The 24690-nt window shown below is 33.5% G+C and carries 19 protein-coding genes; 14 read left to right on the top strand and 5 right to left on the bottom strand.

Annotated elements, in window-relative coordinates:
- Positions 1-51 precede the first annotated feature (51 nt).
- The 3 genes from AMD28_RS06075 to AMD28_RS06065 form a co-directional block, all read right to left on the bottom strand.
- Positions 52-1263, bottom strand: coding sequence for a redoxin domain-containing protein (locus AMD28_RS06075; protein ID WP_161804622.1), 1212 nt, complete (start codon positions 1261-1263; stop codon positions 52-54).
- A 76-nt stretch (positions 1264-1339) separates the two neighbouring features.
- Positions 1340-1636, bottom strand: coding sequence for a putative quinol monooxygenase (locus tag AMD28_RS06070; RefSeq protein ID WP_055443266.1), 297 nt, complete (start codon positions 1634-1636; stop codon positions 1340-1342).
- A 135-nt stretch (positions 1637-1771) separates the two neighbouring features.
- Complete coding sequence (locus AMD28_RS06065) at positions 1772-2608, bottom strand: SAM hydrolase/SAM-dependent halogenase family protein (RefSeq protein ID WP_055443265.1); 837 nt, start codon at positions 2606-2608, stop codon at positions 1772-1774.
- Positions 2609-2731: 123 nt separating this feature from the next.
- Here AMD28_RS06065 and AMD28_RS06060 point away from each other — a divergent pair, with 123 nt between their 5' ends.
- Entirely contained in the window at positions 2732-3688 is a 957-nt protein-coding gene (locus AMD28_RS06060) for a PhoH family protein (RefSeq protein ID WP_055443264.1), read from the top strand.
- Between the two features lie 281 nt (positions 3689-3969).
- Complete coding sequence (locus AMD28_RS06055; protein WP_055443263.1) at positions 3970-4920, top strand: phosphoribosylaminoimidazolesuccinocarboxamide synthase; 951 nt, start codon at positions 3970-3972, stop codon at positions 4918-4920.
- Positions 4921-4976: 56 nt separating this feature from the next.
- Here the strand turns inward: AMD28_RS06055 and AMD28_RS06050 are convergent, their stop codons facing one another.
- Entirely contained in the window at positions 4977-6242 is a 1266-nt protein-coding gene (locus AMD28_RS06050; RefSeq protein ID WP_055443262.1) for a nuclear transport factor 2 family protein, read from the bottom strand.
- Positions 6243-6339: 97 nt separating this feature from the next.
- Here AMD28_RS06050 and AMD28_RS06045 point away from each other — a divergent pair, with 97 nt between their 5' ends.
- On the top strand, positions 6340-7719 hold the full coding sequence (locus tag AMD28_RS06045) for an alanine/glycine:cation symporter family protein (protein ID WP_055443261.1): 1380 nt from the start codon (positions 6340-6342) through the stop codon (positions 7717-7719).
- A gap of 548 nt (positions 7720-8267) precedes the next feature.
- Here the strand turns inward: AMD28_RS06045 and AMD28_RS06040 are convergent.
- Positions 8268-9188: an AraC family transcriptional regulator gene (locus AMD28_RS06040; RefSeq protein WP_055443260.1), complete on the bottom strand. Its 921-nt coding sequence runs from the start codon at positions 9186-9188 to the stop codon at positions 8268-8270.
- 171 nt (positions 9189-9359) lie between these two features.
- On the opposite strand from AMD28_RS06040, the gene AMD28_RS06035 reads away from it, so the two are divergent.
- The 11 genes from AMD28_RS06035 (at position 9360) to AMD28_RS05975 (ending at position 24605) form a co-directional block, all read left to right on the top strand.
- Complete coding sequence (locus AMD28_RS06035; RefSeq protein WP_055443259.1) at positions 9360-10859, top strand: aldehyde dehydrogenase family protein; 1500 nt, start codon at positions 9360-9362, stop codon at positions 10857-10859.
- Between the two features lie 69 nt (positions 10860-10928).
- A complete protein-coding gene (locus tag AMD28_RS06030; protein ID WP_055443258.1) occupies positions 10929-11282 on the top strand; it encodes a DUF779 domain-containing protein in 354 nt (117 codons plus the stop codon).
- A gap of 152 nt (positions 11283-11434) precedes the next feature.
- Entirely contained in the window at positions 11435-11854 is a 420-nt protein-coding gene (locus AMD28_RS06025; RefSeq protein ID WP_055443257.1) for a transposase-like zinc-binding domain-containing protein, read from the top strand.
- Positions 11855-11959: 105 nt separating this feature from the next.
- Positions 11960-13207, top strand: a complete 1248-nt coding sequence (locus tag AMD28_RS06020) for a hypothetical protein (RefSeq protein ID WP_055443256.1) — start codon at positions 11960-11962, stop codon at positions 13205-13207.
- Positions 13208-13218: 11 nt separating this feature from the next.
- Entirely contained in the window at positions 13219-13479 is a 261-nt protein-coding gene (locus AMD28_RS06015) for a DUF4212 domain-containing protein (RefSeq protein WP_055443255.1), read from the top strand.
- Positions 13480-13512: 33 nt separating this feature from the next.
- Entirely contained in the window at positions 13513-15279 is a 1767-nt protein-coding gene (locus AMD28_RS06010) for a sodium:solute symporter family protein (RefSeq protein WP_055443254.1), read from the top strand.
- A gap of 353 nt (positions 15280-15632) precedes the next feature.
- Positions 15633-18323, top strand: a complete 2691-nt coding sequence (locus AMD28_RS06000) for a sensor histidine kinase (RefSeq protein WP_055443252.1) — start codon at positions 15633-15635, stop codon at positions 18321-18323.
- A gap of 16 nt (positions 18324-18339) precedes the next feature.
- Positions 18340-18705 (top strand): response regulator transcription factor, encoded by a 366-nt coding sequence (locus AMD28_RS05995; RefSeq protein ID WP_055443251.1) that lies wholly within the window; start codon positions 18340-18342, stop codon positions 18703-18705.
- Between the two features lie 293 nt (positions 18706-18998).
- Positions 18999-20894: an acetate--CoA ligase gene (locus tag AMD28_RS05985; protein ID WP_055443249.1), complete on the top strand. Its 1896-nt coding sequence runs from the start codon at positions 18999-19001 to the stop codon at positions 20892-20894.
- Positions 20895-20911: 17 nt separating this feature from the next.
- Positions 20912-22819: an acetate--CoA ligase gene (gene acs, locus AMD28_RS05980; RefSeq protein ID WP_055443248.1), complete on the top strand. Its 1908-nt coding sequence runs from the start codon at positions 20912-20914 to the stop codon at positions 22817-22819.
- Positions 22820-22892: 73 nt separating this feature from the next.
- The gene (locus tag AMD28_RS05975) at positions 22893-24605 is read left to right on the top strand and encodes a serine hydrolase (protein WP_055443247.1); all 1713 of its coding nucleotides are present in this window, start codon (positions 22893-22895) and stop codon (positions 24603-24605) included.
- Positions 24606-24690 lie beyond the last annotated feature (85 nt).

The following is a 24690-nucleotide window of genomic DNA, read 5'->3' as shown; positions in this document are numbered from 1 at the left end:
CTTTTTTATTTCAATTTAAAAAAATGTCCCGCTTGGATAGCAAGGAATGTTTTATAATTTGGTTTTTTTCTTGTAAATCTCCATCACCTTTACAGGTAATTTTTCATCCGATTTTTCAAGTTTTAATCCGTATTTTTTTAATGCCTCATGAAATGTTTCTGTATTAGATAAATCCCAATCTAAATCAATATCATATTCTCCAGTTAATCCCGTTTGGTCAATAACAGGGAGCTTATTGAAATTTTCTATATAATCTATAAGTTTAGAAATTTTAATCTTTTTAGTTTTAAGAATTGGTCCCATAAACATGAATTCTGTTTCTTTTGCTGAAGATTCTTGAATACTATTATCTATGTTTTTTAAGACGTAACAGGCAAGAGTATCTATTCCCATTTGTGCATTTATGCCTAATTGCTGGTTCAGAAAATCAATTCCAGTTTGTTTCCATTTATCTTGATATTTTGAGGAAGCTTCAATAAGCATATTGTATTTATGTGCTTCATCATACGGGAAATCGGCTTCGCTTAAACTGTCTTTAAAAACCATTCTACTTGGCGATGATATATCGAAAAGTGTTTGGTATAATCTAGGAATGGTACTATTCCATATTTCGACACCATTAATATTCCCATCTATATCTTTTAAAATTTGGGAACCTCCTCTTTTGTCTTGGTCAAAAGTTTTTAATTCTATTCTGTAATTTGAATTAGAAATTGATTTTATTGTTTTTACTTCTAAATTTGGATCAATGTAATAGTCGTCTTTAACTTTCAAACTAATTTTATCATTAACAATAAGGTCTGTTAAAACTTCTTTATTTATATTTTCTGGACTTGTAATTGCTCTAACAATACCTTTTTTATCAATGATTATAGAATGCGGAATTATTTTGTACTTAAAATTATTTTGATGAATGGTATCTGAAACAATTCGTAGTTTCGTATTTGTACTTTTAATGAATTTTTCTAATCGTTCGCTATTTTCGTTGGAAATAGTAATTACTTCCATTTGGTCTTTAAATTCGGTTTTAAGGCTATCTAGTTTTTTCATTGCAGGAATGCAAGGTCCGCACCAAGTTGCCCAAAACTCTAGGATTACTACTTTCCCTTTTAAATCTTGAATGGTAACCTCATTATCCACACTGTTTAAAACGTTTTTAAATGTGTAATCAGGAACTTGCTCTCCAATTTTGGCAATTGGTGTTTCTTTTTTACAAGCAACTAAGCAGATGGTTAGGGTTAAAATAAATATTCTTTTTAACATGCTTTGTTTATTTGTTTTTGTTGATGCGTTTATTTGTTTTGGTAACAATATTGATTTTTCACTTACGGAACACTGCTTACTCCAGAGAAGCGACTTTATCCACACTCCAAGCTTCTGGTTTTCCATTAAATAATGGTTTTGTTTTCGCCCAGATACCTTTAAATAAATCGGAGTGTCTGTAGTTTTCTAAATCGGCTTCCGCTTCCCAATAACTATAGGTGAAAAATATATTCGGATTTGTTTTATCTCGGTATAACTCTAAGAAACGACAACCATCAAAGTTTCGTATAGATTCTTTCTTTTCATTAAAGTTTTCTAAAAATTCTTCAATTTTAGAAGGATCAAAACTCATTTTTACAATTCGAACAAACATTTTTTAAAAGTTAAAAGTTAAAAGTTAAAAGTTAAAAGTTTCAAAGTGAATTTCTCTAGTTCAAAACTAATTTTCTATTATTTATTTGCTTTACGCTTCAAACGATGACTATATACTGCGACTGCAAACTAAATTTTATACTTTATTAATATTAATAGTTACTGTATCTCTAAGTTGTAAACCCATTAATGTAGAAGCACTACCAACGGTGCTTGTGTTACTTTTATAGAGTGCAATTTCTAAATAGTTAGAAGAGTTAAAGACCACAACACCGCGTCCTTCATCATGTCTTTTTTCTTCCGGAATATCGAAATCTATAATATCACTATACTTTTTGTGGATGGTTTTAAACTTGTAATTTCTAGCAGATATTTCAAAATCACGACCTTTCTGAATTTCTTCAAAAAAAGATTTTCTAATATTAGTAACCACATTACCATAATTATCAATATAAATAATGCTTCCTATAATTTGCGTTTTTTCATCGTTTACAAAAGGATGTATATTGTTTGTCGGTTTTATATCGGTTATTGCTTTTCCTATAACTTCTAGAGTTCCACCTCGAGCCATGTGTGATGCTACTTTTACAAACACATCTAAAACGGGAAAGCTGGTAACTATTTTATCGTGAATATTAATTTCTACAATTTTCTCTGGCGCAATTTCGGCACAAATCATACTCATAATACCATTATTGGCACAAATAAAATAATGACCATCTAACTTTACAGCGATGTGTTTGTTTTCCGGATTTATTTCTGCATCAATACCAATTAAATGTATGGTTCCTTTAGGGAAACTACTATACGCATTTTGAATAATATATGCCGCTTCTGGTATATTAAATGGCGACACAGAATGCGAGATATCAACAATTTTAACATCAGGAATTTCACTATAAATAGCTCCTTTTATCGCACCAGCAAAGTGATCTTTCTCACCAAAGTCAGTCGTTAATGTTATTATTGCCATGAATTATTGTTGATATTTTTTTAACATAACACACCTTAAAATTGTTTAAGTTTGTTTAGCTTTCTAATTGGATAACAAATCTAATAAAATGGAACAGATTAATATAATTAAATCGATACGCTTTTGAACGAATTAATAATTGAACTTGAAGAAATTACACCAAAAGAATTTTTTGGATCTGGAAACGAAAATATTAAGTTATTAAAAACATACTTTCCAAAATTAAAAATTGTTGCTAGAGGCAATGAAATTAAGGCTTACGGAGAAGAAGAGCTTTTAGATGAATTCCATAGGCGAATCAACATGTTGATTAAACATTTCGCTAAGTATAACAAGCTAGATGAGAACGTTATAGAGCGTGTTTTAACTAGTAATACTAGTGATGATTATGCTACAACCGCGAAAAGTGGAGAAGCTATAGTACACGGTGTTAACGGTAAAATTATTAAAGCGCAAACGGCAAACCAACGTAAAATGGTGGAGCTTATGCGTAAAAACGATATGGTTTTTGCCATCGGTCCAGCAGGAACAGGGAAAACATATACAGGTGTTGCGTTAGCAGTAAAAGCATTGAAGAATAAAGAGGTACGACGCATTATTTTAACACGTCCTGCAGTAGAAGCTGGTGAAAATTTAGGATTTCTTCCGGGAGATTTAAAAGAAAAATTAGATCCGTACATGCAACCTTTATATGATGCGTTACGCGATATGATTGCTCCAGAAAAATTGGCGCATTATATAGAAAACGGAACCATTCAAATTGCACCTTTGGCGTTTATGCGCGGACGAACTTTAGATAACGCATTTGTTATTTTAGACGAAGGCCAAAACACCACACACGCACAAATGAAAATGTTTTTAACCCGTATGGGAAAAAACGCAAAGTTCCTTTTAACTGGTGATCCCGGACAAATAGATCTACCGCGTCGTACGGTTTCCGGACTAAAAGAAGCGCTATTGGTTTTAAAAGATATTGAAGGTATTGGCATGGTTTTCTTAGACGATAAAGACGTTGTTCGTCATAAATTAGTGAAGAAAGTCATCGCCGCATATCGAAATATTGAAAATCTAGACGGTTAATTTTTTTAGAAGCCAGGAACCTGCTTTCCGCTATATCTTTTTACTTGTTCTCGATACAAATTTGCAAAAAAGCAAATCCACTCGAACTGACGTAAAAAGGATGCCGCTGCAATCAGGGCTAGAAATCGAAACTAAAAAGTTAATTTTGTCATTCTGTACTAAAATTCAGAACCCATAATTTATAAAAAGGAATAAGTAACACAACTAATAGTTATATGTCATGCGGAGCTAGCCTGTACAGAGCGCAGTCGAAGTGAAGCATCTCAAATAAAGCAAAAAAAATGAGTAATACAATTACAGATACCAACTTCAATTTTCCAAACCAAAAAAGTCTTTACAAAGGAAAAGTAAGAGCTGTTTATAACATCAATGACCAAGAATTAGTCATGATTGCAACAGACAGACTCTCTGCTTTCGATGTGGTGATGCCAAAAGGAATTCCGTACAAAGGACAAATACTAAACCAGATAGCAACCAGCATGATGAAAGCTACCGAAGATGTAGTACCAAATTGGTTAACTGCAACGCCAGATCCTAATGTGGCTGTCGGACATTTATGTGAACCTTTTAAAGTAGAAATGGTAATTCGTGGGTATATGTCTGGTCACGCAGCAAGAGAATATAAAGATGGAAAACGCATGCTTTGTGGTGTTGCAATGCCAGAAGGAATGAAAGAAAACGATAAGTTTCCTACGCCAATTATTACACCTGCAACAAAAGCAGAAATGGGAGATCATGACGAAGATATTTCTCGTGAAGACATTCTTGCAAAAGGAATTGTTACCGAAGCAGATTATATCATCTTAGAAGATTATACCAGAAAACTTTTTCAACGAGGAACAGAAATAGCAGCATCTCGCGGATTAATTTTAGTAGATACGAAATACGAATTTGGTAAAACGAAAGACGGGAAAATCGTTTTAATTGATGAGATTCATACACCAGATTCTTCGCGTTATTTTTATGCAGATGGTTATCAAGAACGTCAAGATACTGGCGAAGCACAAAAACAATTGTCTAAAGAGTTTGTGCGTCAGTGGTTAATTGCAAACGACTTTCAAGGCTTAGAAGGACAAACTGTTCCTGTTATGTCTGACGAATACATAGAAACCGTTTCCGAAAGATATATCGAGCTTTATGAAAAAATCATGGGAGAGACGTTTGTAAAAGCAGATGTTTCTAATATTGATGAACGTATTGAGAAAAACGTTTTAGCGTATTTGGCGAAATAGCATTAATAATACTTATAAAAAAAAAGACCTAGTGATTACTAGGTCTTTTTTTATGCTTACTCTTTAGGATAACGATCTACATCTTTATATTGCCAGATCAAATTCACAATTTGCCAGTTTCCATCTAGTTTCATTAGATGTAAATATTCTACCCAATTATCAGATACTAGTTTCACATTTGCAATACGATTGTAAATATCCAGAATGATCACTTTGTTATTTGGTGGAACAGGGAATTTAGTATTCGATTTATTCCAAGAATTTGCAAAGGCAATCATTTGCTCTTTTGTGGTTCTTTTGGAGTATTCCTTTTTTGTGCTTCTATCCCAACCAATGGTTACTTTGTTTAAGCTGTCGTTCAATACCTCATTCATTAGTTCTGGTTTTAATTGTTGTAAACCAATTAAATAACCCAATGCTTTTTCTTTGATTTCTGTAGAGTCTTTTACAGTAGCAGCTTTACTTAAAACTATTGTAGCGTTAGAATAAACATACCTATCTCTAATAAAATTTCCAGCGGTATCATAATAATTAAGCTGAATATTATTACCTATACTATCGTATGTTTTTTCACCAATAGAAAATTGCCATTGGTTCATTGTTAAATTGTTTTTACTATCATGATAGCTATATTTAACATGATTTTGCATAGCATCAAATGTATCTTGATAAGAGGCAACACCAACAGTGTTTTCTGTGATTTCTAGTTTGTCATTTAAATTATAATGTCCTTTTGGAGTGCCGTTTTTATCCACTTTTATTAATGTCGTTCCAAATTCAAAATATGGAGAAACATTAACTTCTTCATCTTTTAGGTTAAAGCGTTTTTCAATAATGCCATCTTTTGTTTTTGTCCATTTATATGTAGCTATTTCCCAATTCGATACTATAGGATTATTGTCTAAATCATAAAATGCAAGCTTTATTTTATTTCCTTTAGTGTCATAGGTGTATATTTCTTTAAACACTTCTCGGTCGTTAGTAACAGGTTTATTGTTTGGATCAAAAAAAGTCCTTGTTTCTTTATTGTCTTCATAAGTAATACGCATTTTATAAACTCCAATAGAAGCTAAAGGATGCTTTTTTTCGGTGTGATAATGGTTATTAATAATTTCGGTTAATCTATCCTCATTATCATAAGTAAAGATATAATGAGATGTAGATTTCGCTGTTTCTTTTGAAATAGGATGAATTCCTGCAAGTGCAATATATGGCGATACATGATTGTATCTTAAATGTCTGAAATGTTTTTCTTCCGAATGATCTTGAGCATGTAAAGAAACTGTAATACATAAAAAGAATAGTAATTTTAATGATTTCATGAGATTGATTTTTGATGGATGAGTAATAGCTGAACTAAATTAGCGTATTAAATTTATAAGTCAATAGCTTTTATTACATTTATAAAAAATACTACCATTGCAAAAACTAGATCAATTTATTGCCGATTTTGCCTCATTCGTTTGGGGGCTTCCATTACTCATTTTATTAATAGGAGGTGGTTTTTACCTTCTGGTTTTATCCCGATTTTTACCATTTCGTTATTTAGGGCATGCCATTCAAGTACTTCGTGGTAAATATGATAATCCAGACGATGCAGGAGAAATTACCCATTTCCAAGCCTTAACAACCGCATTGTCTTCTACCATTGGTATGGGGAATATTGCAGGGGTTGCAGTAGCTATTTCTATTGGTGGGCCAGGAGCTGTTTTTTGGATGTGGGTTAGCGCTATTATTGGTATGGCTACAAAATTCTTCACTTCAAGTTTGGCAATTATGTACCGAGGAAAAGATAGCGAGGGCAATACACAAGGCGGACCAATGTATTTTATTATGGAAGGTCTAGGTAAACACTGGAAACCTTTGGCGGTGTTTTTTAGTCTTTGCGGATTAATAGGCGCATTGCCCGTTTTTAATGTGAATCAGTTAACACAAGCGATTAACGATATCGTTTTAATACCAAACGGAATAACCGTAAATTTTACTTCGAATTTAATAATAGGTCTTATTTTAGTAACGATTACTTCGGTAGTAATTTTAGGTGGCTTAAACCGAATTAGTAAAGTAGCATCCAAGTTGGTGCCAAGTATGGTTTTACTTTATTTCGTGTTGATAATGATTATTTTATTTGCTAATGCGGAAGTGGTTCCAACCTACTTCAGACTTATTTTCACGGATGCTTTTGCTGCAGAAAATTATAAAGGAGATGCCTTTTTAGGAGGTCTTTTAGGCGGACTGATAATATTAGGTGTACGACGCGGCGCATTTTCTAACGAAGCAGGAATTGGTACAGCACCTTTAGCACACGGAGCAGCAAAAACAAACGAACCAATTCGTGAAGGTTTAGTAGCCATGTTAGGACCAGCAATAGATACGCTAATTGTTTGTACGCTTACCGCTTTGGCGATTTTGGTAACCGGAGTTTGGCAAACTACCGAAGCGAATGGCGTAAGTCTTACCGCAAACGCTTTTGGTGCAGCGATGCCAACCTATGGTAGATATTTATTACTGCTTTGTATTGTGGTGTTTAGTGTGTCTTCCTTATTTTCTTATGCCTATTATGGCGGAAAATGTTTATCGTTTTTAATAGGAGACAAAAACAAACATTACTACAACTATTTCTATATTTTAAGTATCATTCTTGGCGCAACCACGTCCTTAGCCTTAATGATTAATTTGATTGATGGCATATTTGCATTAATGGCAATACCAACCATGACAGCAACATTAATTTTAGCACCAAGAGTAGTGAAAGAAGCTAAAGCCTATTTTAAACGAATGAAATCTAACGATACTTAAACGAAGGTTTTAATCGTATTATAATTAGAAATATTTTGATGCAACTTGAAATTCCGACAACGTCGGAAAATATCAAAATTCAGAAATAAGGAGAGAAAGAATGGAGATGCAAGGCGTAGCCTTAAGCACGTAATTCTGAAAATGAATGGTGCTTTAGCAATTTCCTATATTTTGATTGTGATTTCCTGCCTGCCGGCAGGCAGGTTTGGTTCGTTTTGTATCAAGACAAATGCATAGCATTCATGAATACCTATTTAATAAAATAGAAAATAATGAACTAAAATGAACAATAATAAAATAAATTAAGGTCTAATATTTAAACAATTAAGCTAGTTAATGATTGATTTCAATTGAAAATGTATTTCTTTTTTAATATCATTAGAAGCTAAAGCCTATTTTAAACGAATGAAATCAAGCGATACTTAAAAGAAGGTTTTAATAGTACATTAGTTACGAATAATTTCCTGCGAATTGAAATTCCTATAACGTCGGAAAACATCAAAATTCAGAAATAAGGAGAGTAAGAATGGAGATGTAAAGGATAGAAATTAAGACTTATTAATCGAAGCTTTAAATTGCTGCGGCGTCATTAATTCCATTTTCTTAAACTGTCTGTTAAAATAACTCGTGTTATTAAATCCGGATTTAAAAGCAATCTCAGACATTCTAATATCTTGAGATTCTTTAATCAGTTTTTTTGAAAATTTAATTTTTTCAGAATTGATATAATCAATAGGAGAGATTCCTAATGTGTTTTTAAACTGTTTGTGAAAGTGAGAAGCACTCATGTATGCTTTCTTAGCCAACACATCTACAGACATGTCTTTATTGGTTAAGTTTTCTTTAATAAACTTAATAACCGTTCCTATTCTAGTATCATTAAAAACTTGATGTGGATCGTTTATTATTAGTGATTTAGCCTTTGTTTGTAATAATCGAACGATTAGTTCCTGAATCATTAAATCCAGTAATACATCTTTCGATTTGTTGTTATTGGTAAAAGTATAGGTCAGTCGTTCAATTAAATGATTGACATCGGTATTATTTATTAAATGCGAAGAGGTTTCGTCTAAATCCCAAGTGTTGTTTTCATTTTCAATAGCTACTTGCTGATTGAATTTTTCAACAACCTCATCAATTTTAAAAGCATCAATGCCTAAGGCTAAACATTGCGTTGGGTTTTCTTTGGTTGCCACAGGGAAATCAATAACCATTTCCTTGTTAGTTGGCATCACTACAGATTCGCCAGGGAAAAATTCAAAAGGTTCAAAACCGTCAAGATGCATGATTTTCTTTCCAGTAAGCATACTTGCAATAATAGGAAAGTTAAAAGTTAGGGATATTTTTTCCGCGAAAGCGTGTGTTTCAAAGATGTTAAGTTCTGCATAATCTGCACTATAGGTGGTTCTGTTCTCCACTAAAGTGGTCAGTTTTCTATGATTTCTATGTTGACTTAATAACGATTCCATACTCAATGTTACAAATTTTAGTTAACAAATCTGTTAATAATAGATATGTTCAAAACTATGATAAATACGTGCAAGGTAATTAGGATATGATAAAATAACTTTAACAAAAATAAAGATAATATATTTTTTAGATTAAAAAATTATCTAATTACTAATTTAACAAGAATTTATATGAGTTATTCTAAACCGAAATTTAAAGAGAAATATGGCAATTTTATAAACGGAAAATTTGTAGAACCCATAGGTGGTCAATATTTTGAGAATACATCACCAATCGATAATTCCTTTATTGCAAAATATCCACGTTCTCAAAAAGAAGATGTAGAAATGGCTTTAGATGCAGCGAATGCCGCTAAAGAGGCTTGGGGAAATACTTCGGCAACGGAAAGATCTACCTTATTAAATAAAGTAGCAGATATTATTGAGGCAAATCTAGAAGAGTTTGCACTTATTGAGACTTGTGATAACGGAAAACCTATTCGAGAAACACTAAATGCAGATGTTCCTTTAGCAGTAGATCATTGGCGTTATTTTGCAGCTTGTATCCGCTCGGAAGAAGGGAGCGCGACAGAGTTAGATCAAAATACCTTGTCCATGAATATTAAAGAACCTCTAGGTGTTATTGGTCAGATTATTCCTTGGAATTTCCCACTACTAATGCTATCCTGGAAATTACCACCAGCTTTAGTTACTGGAAACTGTGTGGTTTTAAAGCCGGCAGAGCAAACGCCATCATCAGCTACTTTCTTAATGGAGAAAATTGCAGAAGTATTTCCTCCTGGAGTTGTAAATATTGTTCACGGTTTTGGTCCAGAAGCAGGAAAGCCTTTAGCCTCTAGTGCTAAAGTAGATAAAGTGGCTTTTACAGGAGAAACTACTACCGGACAATTAATCATGCAATATGCGTCTAAAAACCTAAACCCTGTGACTATGGAATTAGGGGGGAAGTCGCCTAATGTGTTTTTTAATTCGGTGATGGATCATGATGATGCGTTTTTAGATAAAGCCATTGAAGGAGCTGTTTTATTTGCCTTTAATCAAGGAGAAGTATGTACTGCGCCTTCTAGAATTTTAGTGCAAGAAGATATTTATGATGCATTTATGAAGCGTGTTATTGAAAGAACAAATGCTATCATTCAAGACAACCCGTATGATGTGAACACAATGGTTGGTGCGCAAGCATCCAAAGACCAACACGAGAAAATAAAATCCTACATTGAAATAGGAAAAGAAGAAGGTGCAAAAGTATTATCTGGTGGCGCTGCGAATGAACTTGGTGGTAATCTAGCAAATGGTTTTTATATTAAACCGACCTTATTAGAGGGGCATAATAAGATGCGGGTTTTTCAGGAAGAAATTTTCGGACCAGTAGCTTGTGTGACTAAATTTAAAGATGAAGCGGAAGCTATCGAAATTGCTAACGATACACTTTACGGACTAGGAGCAGGAGTTTGGACGCGGGATGCTCATCAATTATATCAGATTCCAAGAGCAATAAAAGCCGGTCGTGTTTGGGTAAATTGTTACCATGCATATCCTGCACATGCGCCATTTGGAGGGTATAAAAAGTCTGGATTTGGTAGGGAAAACCATGTGATGATGCTTAATTATTATCGTCAGACCAAAAACATGTTAATCTCTTACGATAAAAACAAATTAGGTTTCTTTTAAAATATTTTGATTAATAGCACTAAAGGCTGAATTGAGTTATAATTCAGCCTTTTTTAATACCTTTAAATTATGGAAAGAATAGCAATTACAGAGGCAGCAACAAAAGTGTTAGAGCAGTTAAAAGAAAAGCATGGCGACTTGATTTTTCATCAAAGTGGTGGCTGTTGTGACGGATCTGCTCCAATGGTTTTTGAAAAAGGAGATATGTACTTGGACGAAAGTGATATCTTATTAGGAATCTTAAATGGGGTGAATTTCTATATGAACCAAGACCAATTCGAATATTGGAAGCACACGCATTTAACTGTAGACGTAACGGAAGGTCGTGGTGCTAGTTTTTCTTTAGAAATTCCACTAGGACTTCGTTTTTTAATCCATTCCCGTTTATTAACAGAAGAGGAGGAAGCTTTTTTTAATAGCTAATTTCTAATCAATATTTCATTTTAATAATTTTAGCTCTAAAAATCCATGGTATTCTTGATTTTAGGGCTTTTTTTATGTTTAATAATTAAATTTTTAACAATTTACTTTTTATTTTATTGCTAAATTGATATATTTATGCTAAATTAATATATATGACAGTAGATTTATGTCCTAATTGTGGATCAGACCATTACATTAAAAGCGGAATTGTTAACGATAGACAGCGTTATAAGTGTAAAAAGTGCAATTATTTTTTCTCTGTGAATAAGATAGGAAAGAAGATAGACGACTACTACGTTAATAAATCATTACAGTTATACTTGGAAGGCTTAACCTATCGTGAAATCGAACGTATTTTAGGGATTTCTCATGTTAGTATCATGAACTGGGTAAAAAAGTACAATATTAAACGTCCGTATAATGCTAATTACCATCCAACCTATAAAATTTTAAACGCTTCAGAATTAGGTGTTTATTTTAGTAATGCTGAAAATATAAAAGGAGCAGGCGTTGTAGTTACGGAGTTAGGAGATAAATTCATGCTTATTAAATGGGAGCGATTTAAAGATTAGTATAATAAATTAACAAATAAATATATTAGTTTTTTGTTAACAGATTGTTTTTTAGAGATTAGTGGTGCACACAAAACCAATTATTACTAACTAATCCTTTAAACAATGAGAAAACAAACCCTTTTATTGGCAGGACTCTTTTTAATGTCCTTTCAATTAATGATTGCTCAAGGCTCTCCAGATTATGATGGTGGTCTTAAGTTTAAACTGAACGAAGAAGGTTCTAAATATCTTCGGCTTATTTCTTGGGCACAAGTCCAAGCAAATTATAATACAGACGAGACTTTTGATGCTAACGGAAACGAAAACAGTAAATTAAACTTCAATTTACGTCGTGCTCGTGTTTTAATGTTTGCACAAATCAACAAAGACTTTTTAATTGTAACCCATTTCGGATTAAACAGCTTAACAAGTACTACTTTAAGTCCGACAGGAAAAGGAGATGGTTCACAACTCTTTTTTCATGATGTTTGGGCACAATATAATGTGGGAGAAAATCATACAGTTGGTGGTGGTCTACATTATTTTAATGGTATTTCTAGATTGAATAATCAAAGTACCTTAAATATGATGACTATGGATAACCATCGCCAATCTTGGGCAACTATTGGTTTGTCCGATCAATTTGCTCGTCATTTAGGAATCTTTGCAAAAGGTAAATTTAACAAACTGCAATATCGCGTTGCCATTAATGATGCTGCTAATGCTACTTTAGATTCTCGTACTGCTGTTGCAGGAGGAGAAGCAGTATATAATGGTCGTTCTTCTTTAGGTTCTAAAGATGCTGGAAAAACCTATGCAGGTTATTTTGATTACCACTTCTTCGATCAAGAATCTAATTTTTTACCATATAAAGTAGGAACATACTTAGGTACTAAAAAAGTATTCAACGTAGGAGCAGGTTTCTTTTTACATCCAAAAGGATCTGTTGTAGATAACGGAACCTTATTAAATCCAGATTTAAAAGGGGAAGATGTTTCCATATTTGCTGTAGATGCTTTTTATGATGCACCAATAGGAGATAAAGGTAGCGCCATTACTGCGTACGCTGTATTTCAAAGTAATGACTACGGAAAAGATTATTTGTATAGTGCTTATGGTACAGGAAGCATGTTATATGGGCATGTTGGTTATGTTTTTAATGGAGATAAAGCAAAAACAAGATTTCAACCTTATGTAAGTTATGGTACGCATAGTTATGATGCTGTAAACGATGATAGAACAACATTAGGAATAGGTGTTAATGCTTTTATGAGTGGTCATAACTCAAAACTAACCTTAGAATATAACAATCAACAATTTGGTGCTGTAGATACAAACACTATTTCACTTCAAGCAATGATATATCTATAAAATAAATAACTATGAGCGATAAACAAGACAACGCATCGGCGTACTGGAAAGAAAACATCAAGTATTTAGCAATATTACTTGTTATATGGTTTGTTGTGTCCTTTGGATGCGGCATATTATTTAGAGAAGAATTAGATACCATTAGACTTGGCGGATTTAAACTAGGATTCTGGTTTGCCCAACAAGGTTCAATATATGTATTCGTGATTCTAATATTCGTTTACGTAAGACTAATGAATAAACTAGATAAAAAATACGGTTACGACGAGTAATCCTTAACTAATCTTAATAAAAAAACAAAAATTATGAGTGTACAATTTTGGACATGGTTATTAGTAGGGATTACTTTTGCCTTATATTTTGGAATAGCAATTTGGGCGAGAGCAGGCTCAACAAAAGAATTTTATGTTGCTGGTGGAGGTGTTTCTCCTTTAGCAAATGGTATGGCAACTGCAGCCGATTGGATGAGTGCCGCTTCCTTTATAAGTATGGCAGGAATTATCTCCTTTTCAGGATATGATGGCTCTGTGTATTTGATGGGTTGGACTGGTGGATACGTATTACTTGCATTATTATTAGCTCCTTATTTACGTAAATTTGGTAAGTTCACCGTACCCGATTTTATTGGAGATCGATATTATTCAAACACCGCTAGAACCGTAGCAGTAATTTGCGCATTAATTGTATCATTTACGTATGTTGCAGGTCAGATGCGTGGTGTAGGTATTGTGTTTTCTCAATTCTTACAAGTAGATATTAATTTAGGAGTACTTATTGGAATGACCGTAGTACTAACATTCGCTCTTTTAGGAGGAATGAAAGGAATTACATACACGCAAGTAGCACAATATTGTGTCTTAATCTTTGCTTTTATGGTTCCTGCATTTTTCATCTCGATGCAAATGACAGGAAATATCATTCCGCAAATAGGAATGGGAGGAAAAGTAGAAGGTGGCGCTTTTCTGCTAGATAAATTAGATTTATTACATACAGAACTCGGCTTTAACGAATACACAAGCGGAACAAAATCTACATGGGATGTATTTGCAATTACTTTAGCATTAATGACAGGAACAGCCGGATTGCCTCACGTAATTGTGCGTTTCTTTACAGTGCCTAAAGTGAAAGATGCACGTAAATCTGCAGGTTATGCGTTATTCTTAATCGCAATTTTATATACAACAGCTCCTGCAATTGCAGTGTTTTCTAGAACAAATTTAATAGAAACGGTAAGTAATAAAGAATACAAAGAAATTCCGGTATGGTTTAAAAACTGGGAAGACACTGGATTAATTGCTTGGGCAGATAAAAATGGCGATGGGAAAATTCAATATGTAGCAGGAAGTGCTTTATCGAGTAAGAAACCGGTGTATACCGATGCAAGAGGAGCTCATGGAGAACGTATGGTAGCAAACGCTAGTGATGCTGAAAATGAATTGTATGTAGATAGAGATATCATGGTATTAGCAAATCCAGAAATTGCTAATTTACCAAATTGGGTAATTGCATTAGTAGCAGCCGGTGGACTTGCAGCAGCATTATCTACAGCAGCAGGATTGCTTTTAGTAATCTCCACATCGATTTCTCACGATTTAATTAAAAAACAATTAAAGCCAGATATTTCAGATAAAAATGAATTAACAGCAGCAAGAATTTCCATTTTTGTAGCAATATTAATTGCAGGTTACTTTGGTATTAATCCACCAGGATTTGTAGCAGCAGTCGTCGCGCTCGCCTTTGGTCTCGCAGCAGCCTCCTTTTTCCCAGCTATTATTCTAGGAATTTTTGATAAACGAATGAATAGTCAAGGTGCTATTTCAGGTATGATTGTGGGTATCGTTTTAATGTTATTCTACATGATGAAATTTAAACTGAACATGTTTGGTGGAGGAACAAGTGAAGATTGGTGGTTTGGTACATCTCCTGAAGGATTTGGTACTATTGCAATGTGCGTAAATATTGTAATTTCATTAGTCGTTTCACGTATGACGCCAGCGCCACCACAAGATGTACAAGATATGGTGGAGAGTATAAGAATACCTTCTGGAGCAGGTGAAGCTTCAGACCATTAAAATATTGAGTTTTGTCTTATATTCTTTTAGCTTTTGCTAAAAAATAGGGAACTTAATTTAATTTAGTTAGTTAGCAAATCAGCATTACATTTATGTAGTGCTGATTTCTTATATTAGTAAAGTTATTATTTTTTTCGCTTTCGCGGAAATGAAAAACAACCAATCCATGAAAAAACGCCACGAACAAAAGCTTGTCGTATTATCGATAGCATTGTTTCTTATTTTTAATATACCATTCATCTTAATCTTTAATTTTGAAGGAGCCATTTTGGGGATCCCAACCTTATATTTTTCCATATTTTCTATCTGGTTATTATCCATCGTAATTTCATATATCGTATTAAAACGCCATTATGAATAATTACGCATTAATAATAATTATCATCATCTATTTAGCAGTGTTATTTTACATTGCTTTTCTTGCTGAAAAAAAACGCCAAAGTAAATGGGTGAATAATCCATACGTGTACACCTTGTCTTTAGCAGTGTATTGTTCTGCGTGGACCTATTACGGAAGCGTTGGAATTGCAGCAAATTCCGGAATTAATTTTTTACCTATCTATTTAGGTCCTGTTATTGCTGCTCCTTTGTGGATTGTGGTGCTTCGAAAAATTATCCGAATTTCTAAACAGCATAAAATCTCCTCTATAGCAGATTTTATTTCCTTGCGTTACGGAAACAATAGGTTTCTTGGTGCGTTAGTGACTATTATATGTTTGTTCGGTACATTGCCATATATCTCACTACAGCTTAAAGCAGTCTCCGAAACTTTTGAGATCATGTCGGATGATACCAGTTATATCTCCACAACAGTTATAGACGATTCTACATTTTATGTCGCTTTAATATTAGCTATTTTTGCAACCTTTTTTGGAACACAAAATACAGATGCTTCCGAAAAACACAAAGGTATTATTGCTACAGTGGCTTTCGAGTCGGTTTTAAAACTCGTATTCTTTTTAGCTATCGGAATATATGTTACCTATTATTTATTTGATGGTACTACAGATATTTATAATAAAATTTCAGTGACACCAAACTTTAAAGAACTTACCACACTTGGCGGAATAGAAGATGGTTTTAATTGGTTTTTCTTAATCGGTTTATCTTTTATGGCTATTTTTTTACTACCCAGACAGTTTCAAGTTTCGGTTTTAGAAAACAATAGAGAAAAACATTTAAAAAAAGCAATTTGGTTGTTTCCATTGTACTTATTACTATTTAACCTCTTTGTTATATTTATTGCTTGGGCAGGAAAAATAACTTTCGGTTCTACCGAAAATGCCGAATATTATTCCTTGTTGTTACCTTTAGAAAACGGAAACTCCTTTTTTGCAACCCTTGTTTTTCTAGGAGGATTTTCAGCAGTGATTTCCATGGTTATTGTATCCACCTTGGCCTTATCTACTATGGTAAGTAACAACCTGATTATTCCTTATGGATTTCTAGATAAATTCATTAAAAATCAACCCGAGCGAAATTCTAAATACATTAAAAATATTCGTCGTATTTCTATTTTCACCATTATAATTTCAGCGTATTTCTTTTATGTATTATTTTCAAAAGAACTCTCGTTATATTCTATTGGCTTAATTTCATTTGTTATTATTTCTCAATTAGCTCCTTCGTTTTTTATTGGTTTGTTTTGGAATAGAGGTTCTTCAAAAGCAGCAATAATAGGTATTATTGTTGGGTTTTTTATCGCCGTTTATACCTTAGTATTGCCTTTTACCATTCGTGTGTATACAGGAACAGACGATTTTACACAATATGGTTTAATGGGTATTTCTGCTTTAAAACCTTATGCTTTGTTTGGTATCGATTTTTTAAGTCCGCCAGCGCATGCATTTTTCTGGAGTATGACTTTTAATATGATGTCTTATTTGGTGTTTTCTTTAATTTCTAAAGGAAATTATCGCGAACGTAATTATGCTGAAATGTTTGTCGATAGTAAAAACTTCTCCTCCCTTCAAGACAGTGCTTTGGTTTGGAAAGGGGAAGCGTATGTATCGGATATTAAAAGCGTACTTGTTCGATTTTTAGGCGAAAAAAGAGCCACTCGTGCATTAACCATATTCTTTACCAAATACAAATTACCACAAGACACGCAGTTAGCAGATGCACGATTAATTAATTTTTCTGAAAAACTGCTTACCGGAAGCATTGGTTCTGCTTCGGCTAAAATACTGATTGCAAGCGTGGTAAAAGAAGAACAGATTAGTTTGGTGGAAGTATTGAAGATTTTAGAAGAATCTAAAGAAAATATTGTTAGTAATAAAGTGCTGATAGAAAAATCAAATGAACTATCTCAGTTGTCTTCAAAACTTAAGGATGCGAATAAAGAATTAATAAGTAAAGACAAGCAAAAAGACGAATTTTTAGACACCGTTGCTCACGAGCTTAAAACACCAATTACTGGTATTCGCGCTGCAACCGAGTTGTTGATGGATGAAGATGACGATATGCCTAAAGATATCAAGGCACAATTTTTAAAGAATATACTCCAAGATTCTGATCGTTTAGGACGATTAATTCACAATATTCTAGATTTTGAAAAGTTGGAAACGGGACGTCTTAATTTGGATATGCAATACCAGGATATTCAAAAAACCATCACCAAAGCCATTAGTAGTATCTCACAAATAGCAGCCAAAAAAGAAGTGCAAATCATAAATAAAAATACCCATGCATTTAGCACGAATTATGACGAGGATCGCATTTTACAAGTATTAACCAATTTACTCTCGAATGCAATTAAGTTTTGTAGCCCTAAAACAGGAATAATTGAAATAGATTTTAAACTTGGTAATGCTTTTGTGGAAATCTCTGTAACCGATAATGGTAAGGGGATTCCGGAAGAAGATCACGATTTTATTTTCGATAAATTTTATCAGTCTAAAGATCAAAATACACGTAAACCTCAAGGTAGTGGTTTAGGTTTGGCTATTACAAAACAAATAGTAGATAAACATCACGGAAAAATTTGGGCTAAAAAAGGTAAAAAAGATGGTGCAATACTTGTTTTTACGCTACCATTTAAGTAAATTGTTGTCGTAAAGTATGAAGAAGAAAATTTTAATTGTGGACGACGAACCAAATATTGTAATGTCGTTAGAATATACCTTCAAAAAACAAGATTTTGAAGTGTTTATTGCAAGAGATGGAAGTGAGGCTTTAGAGATATTAAAACATCATATTCCTAATGTAGTTTTGTTGGATATTATGATGCCAAATGTAGATGGTTATCAAACCTTAACACATATTAAAAATACAGACAGTTTAAAAGATACCAAAGTAGTATTTTTAACTGCAAAAAATAAAGCTTCAGATATTGAAAAGGGTTTGAGACTTGGAGCAGATAAATATTTAACAAAACCTTTTTCAGTAAAAAAAATAGTTTCAGAAATTATGGAACTAGTAACTTAGAAATCGTTTTTTAAGTTTATTTAAAATTGGTTTTGTGTGCAAACAAACTAAGTTTAATTAAAGTTTAAAGACATGAAATTTCACATCAACCCATTAGCGTCAGATATTATAATTAGTATCTACATTATTACTACGCTTTTTTTAAGGTTTAAATTTGAAAATCAAACCACCGTAAGTCCTATGCTATCTATAGTTATGGGTCTTTGTTTTGTGGTTATAATTTGGGCGCTTATCAAATTGAAAATACTCAATCCCAATTGGTTTGGTTTATTTAATTCTAAAAAAGCGTAGCCATGTTCTATCAAGATTTTTACAAAAAAAGTATTCAGTATCCGCAACAATTCTGGAAGGAACAAGCGAATCAACTAGATTGGTTTAAACATCCAGAAATTATTTTGTCAAAGGATAAACACAACTATGATCAATGGTTTGAAGATGGACAACTTAACTTAAGTTATTTGTGCATAGACAAACATATTAAAGATGGCTTTGGAGATCAAAATGCTATAATTTATGACTCTCCAGTAACCAATACAAAACAACATATAACTTTTAATCAATTACATAAGGAAGTATCTAAACTTGCTGGTGGATTGCAACGTTTAGGATTGCAAAAAGGAGATACGTGTATTATTTATATGCCAATGATTCCGCAAGCTGCATTTGCTATGTTAGCATGTGCAAGAATCGGAGTAATCCATTCGGTGGTATTTGGCGGATTTGCACCACATGAGTTAGCTATTCGAATAGACGACTGTAAACCAAAAGCAATTATTACTGCATCCAACGGTATTGAAATTGAGAAAATTATTCCGTATAAACCCTTTGTAGATCAAGCAATTGCTAAAGCGGAAAACAAACCAGAACATGTGATTGTTTTTGATAGAGAATTAGGTGTAGAGATTCCGAAGAAAAGCTACGATATAGATTATACCACTTTAGTGAAAGATTCTCCTTCTATTGAAGCCATTTCTATAGCATCTACACATCCTTCCTATATATTATATACTTCAGGAACTACAGGAACACCAAAAGGAATTATTAGAGATACAGGCGGTTATGCAACTGCTTTAAAATTCTCTATGAAATACATTTATGGTGTGAATGAAGGGGATACCTTTTGGGCTGCAAGTGATGTGGGCTGGGTTGTTGGTCATAGTTACATTGTATACGGACCATTATTAAATAGAAATACAACCGTTCTATTTGAAGGAAAACCAATACGTACTCCAGATGCATCTACCTTTTGGCGCGTGATAAGTGAACATAACGTAAAAGTGATGTTTACTGCACCAACAGCAATTAGAGCGATAAAAAAAGAAGACCCTAACGGAAACCTAATAAAACAATATGATTTATCTTGTTTGAAATATCAATTTTTAGCAGGAGAACGTTGTGATGTAGCTACTTTAACATGGACAGAAGAGCATTTAAAAGTTCCGGTAATTGATCATTGGTGGCAAACGGAAAGTGGATGGCCAATGATAGCGAATATGGTTGGTGTTAAATTACAAGAAGTAAAACCAGGTTCTGCGAGTTTCCCTGTTTGTGGTTATGATATTCAGATTTTAAATGAAGAAGGCGAAGAAGTAGAATCTTCTGTGGAAGGTTACGTTGCAGTAAAATTACCATTACCACCAGGAACATTAAGTAACCTTTGGGGAAATCCTGAGCGTTTTAAATCTGGTTATTTAGACCGTTTTCCAGGTTATTATTTTTCAGGAGATGGTGGATATAAAGATGAAGACGGTTATGTGTTTATAACCGGTCGAGTAGACGACATTATCAATGTTGCAGGACACCGATTATCTACTGCCGAAATGGAAGAAATTGTAGCTTCACACAAAGCAGTTGCAGAATGCGCTGTATTTGGTGTGCATTGTGAGATTAAAGGTCAAAAACCACTTGGTTTAGTGGTCTTGAAATCGGGAGAATACGATGATGAAGAAACCATCAAAAAAGAAATCATACAAGATGTACGTCGCGAAATTGGAGCAGTTGCATCCTTTAGAGATGTATTAATTGTAGACCGATTACCAAAAACACGAAGTGGGAAAATTCTTCGTAAATTGTTGCGTAATATCGCAGACGAGCAACAGTATAATGTACCATCTACTATTGATGATGTTGCTATTATAATCGAAATCAAAACCGTCTATCAAACCTATAGTATTGGGATTCATAAATAATATTAAACAAACAAAATATGAGTAATTATCACATAAAACATTTAGAAGAATACTATCAAGTCTATAGAAAATCCGTCCGAAACCCTGAGAATTTCTGGGAAGAAATAGCCGAAGAACATTTTTTATGGCGAAAAAAATGGGATAAAGTTTTAGAATGGGATTTCAAAAAACCAGAGATAAAATGGTTTCAAGGCGCACAATTAAATATTACTGAAAATTGTATAGACAGGCATTTAGCAACTCGAGGAGATAAAACGGCTATTTTATTTGAGCCAAATGATCCAAAGGAAGGAGCAGAACATATTACATATAATCAACTATACCATCGTGTAAATCAGTTTGCAAATGTGTTAAAAGAGCAAGGTGTAAAAAAAGGAGATCGTGTTTGTATTTATGTACCAATGATTCCTGAATTAGCAATTTCTGTTTTGGCATGTGCCAGAATTGGAGCAATACATTCTGTTGTCTTTGCAGGATTTTCATCCACAGCTTTAGCAACTAGAATTAATGATAGTGATTGTAAAATCGTTATTACTGCAGATGGTTCGTATCGAGGATCCAAAACGATAGATTTAAAAGGCATTGTAGATGAAGCTTTAGAAAGTTGTCCAGGAGTAAATACGGTTTTAGTCGCAAAGCGAATTAACTCCGATATAACCATGAAAGAAGGCCGCGACAAATGGTTACAACCATTATTAGATGCTGCTTCAGATGAATGTAAAGCAGAAGTGATGCAAGCGGAAGATCCGTTATTTATTTTATATACCTCAGGATCTACAGGTAAGCCAAAAGGAATGGTACATACTACAGCTGGTTATATGGTATATACGGCATACACATTTAAAAATGCGTTCCAATATAGAGAAAATGATGTGTATTGGTGTACTGCAGATATTGGATGGATTACAGGACATAGTTATATTGTTTATGGACCTTTATGTAATGGCGCAACTACGGTACTATTTGAAGGCGTACCTAGTTATCCAGATTTTGGTCGTTTTTGGGATATTGTCGATAAGCATAAAGTAAATCAGTTTTATACCGCACCAACAGCAATTCGTGCCTTAGCAAAACAAGGTGTTGAATTGGTTGAAAAATACGATTTATCTTCGCTTAAAGTTTTAGGAAGTGTTGGAGAGCCAATAAACGAAGAAGCATGGCATTGGTATAATGATAATATAGGAAAAAAGAAAAGTCCAATTATAGATTCTTGGTGGCAAACTGAAACAGGAGGTATTATGATAACTCCAATTCCGTATGTAACACCAACAAAACCAACCTATGCCACTTTACCTTTTATAGGAATTCAACCCGCATTATTAGATGAAAACGGCGAAGAACTTAAAGGCAATCAAGTAGAAGGGCGTTTATGTATAAAATACCCTTGGCCTAGTATTGCACGAACCATTTGGGGAAATCACCAACGGTATAAAGACACCTATTTTTCCACCTTTGAAAACATGTATTTTACAGGAGATGGTGCATTAAGAGACGAAGTAGGTTATTATAGAATTACAGGACGTGTAGATGATGTAATCATTGTATCCGGACATAATTTAGGTACAGCGCCAATTGAAGATGCTATTAATGAGCATCCAGCAGTTGCAGAAAGTGCTATTGTAGGTTTTCCTCATGATATTAAAGGAAGTGCGTTATATGGTTATATTACTTTAAAAGATGCAGGAGAAAGCAGAAATCATGATAATCTTGAAAAAGAAATTAATCAAATGATTGCAGATAGAATAGGACCAATTGCTAAACTTGATAAAATTCAATTTACAGAAGGATTACCAAAAACACGAAGTGGAAAAATTATGCGTCGTATTTTACGTAAAATAGCCGAGAAAGATACCGATAACCTTGGAGATATCAGTACGTTGTTAAATCCAGAATGTGTTAAGGATATTATGGATAATGCGTTGTAGTTGTAACAATTCTTATTGTATTGACGTCTAACAAATAGATTATCAATATGAAACACTAAAAACAAACGCCATTATGAAAAAACTATTATTTGGATTTAGCCTTATTTTTATTGGGTTTTCAGTACAAGCACAAGATGCTCTAATTTCTACGGAAGTCAAAGACCATATTAAAGCAAGAGTTGATAACCATATTAATGTAGGAATCGTTGTTGGCGTTGTAGATGGTGATAAAGTTGAATATTTCAGTTATGGAAAAACAGCTTTAGAAAACGGATCGGATGTGGATGAAAATTCCGTTTTTGAAATCGGTTCTATTTCTAAAACATTTACAACTATTATGGTTGCAGATGAAGTGCTAAAAGGAAATATGAAATTATCCGATCCTATTCAGAAATTTTTCCCTGAAGGAGTAACAGTACCAACACGAAACAATAGGGTAATTACAGTAAAAGATATCGCTACGCATTCTTCGGGATTACCAAGAATGCCAGATAATTTTGAACCAAGTAACCCAAATAATCCGTATGCAGATTATACGATTCCCATGGCTTATGAATTTATGTCTCATGTCGAATTAACTCGAGATATTGGTTCACTATATGAGTATTCTAATTTTGGAATGGGAATGTTAGGCCATATTTTAGAATTAATAAATGATAAGAGTTTTGAAGATTTATTAGTCGAACGTATTGCAAATGTGTATGACATGAAGGATACACGTGTGGTATTTACAGATAATATGAAAGCCCATTTAGCTAAAGGACATGCAAAAGGTGTGGAAGTGGAGAATTGGGATCTTCCTGCATTAGCCGGAGCAGGTGCCATTCGATCTACCGCGAGTGATATGGTTAAGTATTTAAACGCCAATATGGGCATGACGCCTTCACCAATGTATGACGCTATGAAAATGACGCATGAAGTTGCGTATAAAAATGAAGCGCAAGATTTCTCTATGGGAATGGCTTGGCATTACGGATTAGACGATACTGTAGTTTGGCATAATGGAGGTACTGGTGGTTATATTTCGTTTGCAGGATTTTTAAAAGGAACGAATAAAGGGGTGGTCGTATTAACCAATACACAAGAAAACATAAATGCCATCGGATTTAAATTATTGGGTGATACTGCAGTATTAGAAATGCCTAAAAAATCAATAGCTGTAAAGATTGAAAATGAAATTGAAGCTAATGGTATTGAAAGTGGAATTGCTTTATATAGAAAGTCTAAAGCAGCAGCAGATGACAGTTTTAATTTTGATGAAGGAGAGTTAAATAGTTTAGGGTATAGTTATCTTAATAAAGATAAAAATGATATCGCTTTAGCCATTTTTAAATTGAATGTAGAGATGTTTCCAAACGCATCGAATCCTTATGATTCACTAGGTGAAGCGTATTTAAAAGTGGGAGATTCTACTTTGGCTAAGAAGAACTATGGTAAGTCTGTAGAACTCAATCCAGCAAATGTTATTGCTATTGAAGTATTAGAAAGCTTAGGGGTTACCGCTGCAGTAAAAAATGTAGATGTCGCTCCCGAGGTTTTAGATACCTATGCAGGTAAATACGAATTAGCGCCAAACTTTATAGTTACTATTACAAGAAAGGAGAATGAGTTATTTGCGCAAGCAACTGGGCAACCACAGTTTCCAATTTTTGCTTCAGAAGTAAATAAATTTTATTTTAAAGTTGTAGAAGCTAGCGTGGTTTTTAATGCAGATGAAGCTGGTGAAATAACGAGTATGACTTTATACCAAGGCGGACAAGTAGTTCCTGGTAAAAAAATAGAATAGTAATATTTATACTATTATCGATTTAAAACGCAACCATTTAGGTTGCGTTTTTTTTTAATTTATATTTAAGTTTATTTGCTGTTTT

This window comes from Lacinutrix himadriensis, assembly GCF_001418105.1.
In the GTDB taxonomy this organism is placed as follows: Bacteria; Bacteroidota; Bacteroidia; order Flavobacteriales; family Flavobacteriaceae; genus Oceanihabitans; species Oceanihabitans himadriense.
The sequence above is the reverse complement of the archived record's forward strand: the minus strand, read 5'-3'. Positions and strand labels throughout refer to the sequence as shown.